The organism is Acidithiobacillus ferriphilus (assembly GCF_018854775.1).
Lineage (GTDB): Bacteria > Pseudomonadota > Gammaproteobacteria > Acidithiobacillales > Acidithiobacillaceae > Acidithiobacillus > Acidithiobacillus ferriphilus.
The window spans coordinates 1-4,509 of record NZ_JAAZTY010000191.1 but is presented as its reverse complement, the minus strand read 5'-3'; the positions used below and the strand labels follow the sequence as shown (position 1 = coordinate 4,509).

Here is a 4,509-nt window from a genome sequence, read left to right as displayed (position 1 = left end):
TGGATCGGCTGGGTACGGAAAGCCCGGTCAATCTCGCGATCAGTTTGCATGCCAGCCGCGATGATATCCGCGACATTCTCGTGCCAGTAAACCGCCACTATCCGCTGGCGGAACTGCTCGCCGCCTGCCGCCGCTACCCCCTGCCGCCCCGGCGCCGTATCACTTTCGAATATGTGATGCTGGATGGTCTCAATGATGCCGACGGCCATGCCCGGGAACTCCTCCGCTTGCTGCGGGACATCCCCGCCATGGTAAATTTGATCCCCTTTAATCCCTTTCCCGGTTCAAATTATAAAAGGTCGCCACAGGCGCGCATCGATGCTTTCCGCGACATCATCCTGCGCGGTGACGTGATAGCGGTTACGCGCCGACCGCGTGGCGATGACATCGCCGCCGCCTGCGGCCAGTTGGCCGGGCAGGTGCGTGATGGCCGGCGCAGTATTCCCCTGGCGGTGCATTCATGAGAAGGTTCGCGGGACTGGGTATGGGCGTGCTTCTCCTGAATGGTTGCGGGCTCTTTGGCGGCAATGAGGCGACTACGCCTGAGCAGCAAATGGCCGCGTTTATCGCCCATGAACACAAGGCCAACGCCGCCTCTTCAGGCTTCAAGCCGACACCCGCCAATACCGATAAAGCCAAGGCAGGCATCTATACCTCTCTCGGTAGCGCTTATTTGCAGGATGGTCATCCCCGGCAGGCGATCCGTGAATTGCGGTTGGCGATCGCCGATAACCGCAACTACGCTGACGCCTATAATATCATGGGCTTGGCGTATGAGCAGTTGCGGCAGAAGGAACTGGCACGTAAAGCCTTTCTCCGGGCCCTCTCCATGGATCCAAAAAATCCAGAGTATCTCAATAATTATGGTGCTTTCCTCGTCAATTCCGGTAGCTACGCGGAAGCTCTCGTCGAGTTAAAGCGGGCCACGGCCGATCCTTTGTATAGTACGCCGCAGTTCGCCTGGATCAACCTTGCGCAAGCCTACGCGGGGCTTAAGGACTTGTCGGCAGCGCGCGACGCCCTGAACCGGGCACTCTATCTGGTCCCCAACTATCCGCCCGCCCTGCAGATGCTTGCCGAGCTGGACTTTAAGGCGGGTAAGGCAGACGCCGCCTTCGATCACTTGCGGGTGGTCTTGGCGCAGGAGCCCGATAATGCCGATGCGCTCTTGTTGGCGGGGCGGATCGCCGCCCAACAAGGGCGAACAACGCAGGCGCAGTCTTTTTGGCAGCGTTGCGTGACGGCATCACCCTATTCTGTGGCGGGCAAGCAGGCGCAGCAATTATTATTACAAAATGGTTGAGGTGGCGGAGCCATGGACCCGATAACCGGAGACGATATTTCCCAGGACTTACGGACAGCGCGGGAAGCGCATGGCTGGAGCCTGCGCCAGGTTGCCGAGCGATTGCGTATTACCGAAGTGCAGGTAAAGAATTTGGAAGAAGGTAATTACGCCGCCTTGCCCGGTGCGGCTTTCGCACGCGGTTTTCTGAAGAATTATGCGCGTCTGCTGGAGTTGGATCCGGAACCTCTTCTGAAGACGTATGATGCTTCCAACGAGGGGTCGGGGCTGCACCCATCGGAAAACGTGCTGCCCAACTGTGAAGGTCCGCTGCTGGATTATAGTCGACGCATGCTGACGTTCTCCGCACTGGTCATGATAGCCGTTATTGTGGCGGCCTGGTGGTTCTGGAGTCAGCAGCAGGCGCAGAGTTTGCCTGTCACCATGACTGCTTCGCCGGCGGCGGTGAAGCATCCGGCGGTTTCTGCGCCGGCGGTCAGCGCCGCACCCAGCATATCACCGGTCGTTCTGGCGCCGCATGCGGCGACTCAGGCTTCGGCGGTGGCGCCTGGTCAATCTGCTGTTCCGGTTGGGGTAACCCAATTTGCGACCGCAGCGACTGGTCCTGGGCTGACGTTCCAGTTCAGCGCGGACTGTTGGGTGCAGGTCAAAGACGCCTCCGGAAAAACCCTGCTCGCTGTCCTGGGACGTCGCGGCAATGTCTTGCGCGTCGATTCCGGCTCGCCGCCCTATCATGTCCTGGTAGGCAAGGCCAGTGCTGTTGTCATCAGCTATAATGGTAAGCCAGCGCCACTGCCCGCCAACGCTCTGGGGGTGGCCAGATTGCAGATTGGTACCGCATCGACCATCAGTACCTCTGTCAGTGGCGCCCATGTTATGGCCGTCACCCACAGTCAGGTGCCATCCTCCGCACTGCCGATAGCGAGTGTGGTTTCATCACCGGCAGCGGTGCCCAGTACCGCAGCCGTTTCCAGCGAGGCCTCCCATGCACCATGAATCTCCCATAAAACGGCGTAAGACCCGGCAAATTCACGTGGGTAACGTAGCCATTGGCGGCGACGCTCCCATTAGCGTACAAAGCATGACCAATACGGAGACCCGTGATGTCGCCGCCACGGTCGCGCAAATCCGGCGTCTGGAAGCGGTCGGCGCCGATATCGTCCGGGTGTCCGTACCCAGCATGGATGCCGCGGAAGCCTTTAAGGCGATCCGCGCCCAGGTGGAAACCCCTCTGGTCGCCGATATCCACTTCGATCACCGTATTGCTTTGCAGGTGATGGTAGATGGTGTCGATGGTCTGCGCATCAATCCCGGAAATATCGGTTCTCTGGATAAAACGCGGCTGGTGGTGGAAATGGCCAAGGACAAGGGCATTCCCATCCGTATCGGGGTCAATGCCGGGTCCTTGGAAAAGGATATCCAGGAAAAATACGGGGAGCCCACGGCGGAGGCATTGGTGGAGTCTGCCTTGCGCCATGTGAGTATTCTCGACGAATTGAATTTTCATGATGTGAAAATCAGTGTCAAGGCCTCCGATATTTATCTTGCCGTGAGCGCTTACCGGCTGCTCTCGGAAAAGGTGGATTACCCGCTGCACCTGGGTATCACCGAAGCCGGCGGTCTGCGCTCGGGCACCGTCAAATCCGCCATCGGGCTTGGTCTGCTTCTGCGCGACGGCATCGGCGATACGATCCGGATTTCCCTCGCGGCGGACCCCGTCGAGGAAATTCGCGTCGGCTTCGATATTTTGAAGAGCCTGCACTTGCGTCAGAAAGGGATTAATCTCATCGCCTGTCCATCCTGTTCCCGCCAGGAGTTTGACGTCATTACCACCATCAATGCCTTGGAGGCGCGTCTGGAAGATATCCTCGAACCCATGGATGTTTCGGTGATCGGCTGCGTGGTGAATGGTATCGGTGAAGCGAAGGAGGCGGATATCGGCTTGGCGGGTGGGGATAAACGCAGCATTCTCTACTATCGTGGCAAGCAGGTCGAGCGGGTGGAGAATATCGATATCGTCGATATACTGGAAAAGCGGATTCGGGCGGAAATCGCCGAGCGGCAGGCAGCGCGACATGACGCCTGAGCCTCTTCCTGCGCTGCAAACCGGGAACATGCATGGCGGGTAAAGTGTTGCAGGCCGTACGTGGTATGAATGACATTTTTCCGGAAGAGAGCGCGGGTTGGCAGGCGTTGGAAGGTGACCTGCGGACATTGCTGGCGCTCTACGACTACGGCGAAGTGCGTTTGCCGCTCCTGGAATCGACGGAACTGTTTGCCCGCGCTATTGGCGATGTGACCGATATCGTCCAGAAGGAGATGTATACCTTTGACGACCGCAATGGAGATAGTCTCACCCTGCGGCCGGAGGGGACGGCGGGGTGCGTGCGTGCCGCCATCCAAACGCAGAGCATGCGCGGTCAGACCCCGCGTTATTATTATATGGGGCCGATGTTTCGCCATGAGCGTCCGCAGAAAGGACGCTACCGGCAGTTTCACCAACTGGGTGTGGAGGTCTTCGGGCTGCCTGCGGCGAGCACCGATGCCGAGGTGATCGCCCTATCGGCGCGAATTTTGCGGACGGCTGGCGTTACCGCTGCGCTGCAGATCAACTCGCTGGGAAGCCCGGCGGCGCGTGCCCATTACAGAAGCATGCTCCTGGATTATCTGCGCCCGCGCCGGGCGGAGCTCTGCGCCGACTGTCGGGAGCGTATGGAGCGCAACCCGCTCCGCGTGCTTGACTGCAAAGTACCCGCCTGTCAGGACATCGCACGCATGGCCCCGCATCTGGCGGACCATTTGGACGAAGACTCTGCAGCGCATTTCGCCCTATTGCAGTCGCTGCTGACAGCGCTTGATATCCCTTACCAGGTCAACCATAGCCTCGTACGCGGGCTGGATTACTATAACCGCACGGTCTTCGAATGGGTGACGGATGCGCTGGGCGCGCAAGGTACGGTACTGGCCGGTGGTCGTTATGACGGTTTGGTCGCACAGTTGGGCGGTGCTGAGACGGCGGCGATCGGATTTGCCGTAGGGCTTGAAAGATTGCTCGCTTTGCAAGCGCTGCAGGGGCGGGTGGCAAAAGCCGCTGCTCCTTTGCTGTTTATTGGCGCTCTGGAGGATGCCGCGGTTGCTCCTGCGTGGCAAATCGCCGAGCGGTTGCGAGACGGGGGTATCTCCGTGGTCACCAGTGGCGGGGCCAC

4 protein-coding genes and 1 pseudogene are annotated in these 4,509 nt (G+C 59.5%); all 5 read left to right on the top strand.

The annotated features are described in order from the left end of the window. Window positions 1-464 (top strand): annotated as a pseudogene (locus tag HF921_RS11925) (bifunctional tRNA (adenosine(37)-C2)-methyltransferase TrmG/ribosomal RNA large subunit methyltransferase RlmN); the annotation flags it as partial. After that, the gene (gene pilW, locus HF921_RS11920) at window positions 461-1,303 is read left to right on the top strand and encodes a type IV pilus biogenesis/stability protein PilW (RefSeq protein WP_064220148.1); all 843 of its coding nucleotides are present in this window, start codon (window positions 461-463) and stop codon (window positions 1,301-1,303) included. The pseudogene HF921_RS11925 and the gene pilW, both read left to right, overlap by 4 nt. A 12-nt stretch (window positions 1,304-1,315) precedes the next feature. Then, on the top strand, window positions 1,316-2,299 hold the full coding sequence (locus HF921_RS11915; RefSeq protein ID WP_215893872.1) for a RodZ domain-containing protein: 984 nt from the start codon (window positions 1,316-1,318) through the stop codon (window positions 2,297-2,299). Further along, window positions 2,289-3,389, top strand: a complete 1,101-nt coding sequence (gene ispG, locus HF921_RS11910; RefSeq protein ID WP_215862219.1) for a flavodoxin-dependent (E)-4-hydroxy-3-methylbut-2-enyl-diphosphate synthase — start codon at window positions 2,289-2,291, stop codon at window positions 3,387-3,389. Before HF921_RS11915 ends, ispG begins: the two co-directional genes overlap by 11 nt. Before the next feature lie 32 nt (window positions 3,390-3,421). Further along, a partial coding sequence (hisS, locus tag HF921_RS11905; RefSeq protein WP_215893871.1) for a histidine--tRNA ligase occupies window positions 3,422-4,509 on the top strand: 1,088 nt, incomplete at its 3' end.

Bases quoted from the DNA above. Each gene is read 5' to 3' on its own strand.
- ispG (WP_215862219.1), top strand. From the start codon at position 2,289: ATGCACCATGAATCTCCCATAAAACGGCGTAAGACCCGGCAAATTCAC.
- HF921_RS11915 (WP_215893872.1), top strand. From the start codon at position 1,316: ATGGACCCGATAACCGGAGACGATATTTCCCAGGACTTACGGACAGCG.
- pilW (WP_064220148.1), top strand. From the start codon at position 461: ATGAGAAGGTTCGCGGGACTGGGTATGGGCGTGCTTCTCCTGAATGGT.